This is a genomic window from Streptomyces sp. SID13726, from assembly GCF_010548375.1.
GTDB lineage: Bacteria > Actinomycetota > Actinomycetes > Streptomycetales > Streptomycetaceae > Streptomyces.
This window is the reverse complement of the sequence record NZ_JAAGLY010000764.1, coordinates 1-397: the sequence shown is the minus strand read 5'-3', so window position 1 is coordinate 397 and position 397 is coordinate 1. Positions and strand designations below refer to the sequence as shown.

Genomic DNA, 397 nt, shown 5'->3' with positions numbered 1-397 from the left:
AGCGGTGCCGCGCACGATCCTGTTGCCGTGGGCGTGGAGAACCCCCAGCTCGTCACGACCGCGGTGCGGATCGTCGAGACGATGAAGGGGAAGTTCGCGCCGATCATCGGGGTGTCACAGCGGGTTGAGCCTGATGGCGCGCCCGGCTCCTTCAAGGTGGACACCTCGAACCGCGAGGTGCTGATGGAGCCTGGGCAGCAGTACGTGGTCGCGATCGGCCCCGGCGACCTGGAGGCACACCCGGGCACAACGGCGTTCTCCACCCTGATCCAGCCCGTCCAGCGGGGCGTGTCAGGCGAGGCTGCCTACTGGCGGGACGTGATCGCGAAGGCGCCACCGAGCCCGGTGTGCGATGACACAGTTACCCAATAGCCTCATTTCCGGGGGCCGCGTGCGA

General features: G+C 68.0%; 1 protein-coding gene. It reads left to right on the top strand.

The features are described from left to right. The coding region (locus tag G3I78_RS50180; RefSeq protein ID WP_203616613.1) for a hypothetical protein at positions 1-372 on the top strand (372 nt) is incomplete at its 5' end. Positions 373-397 lie beyond the last annotated feature (25 nt).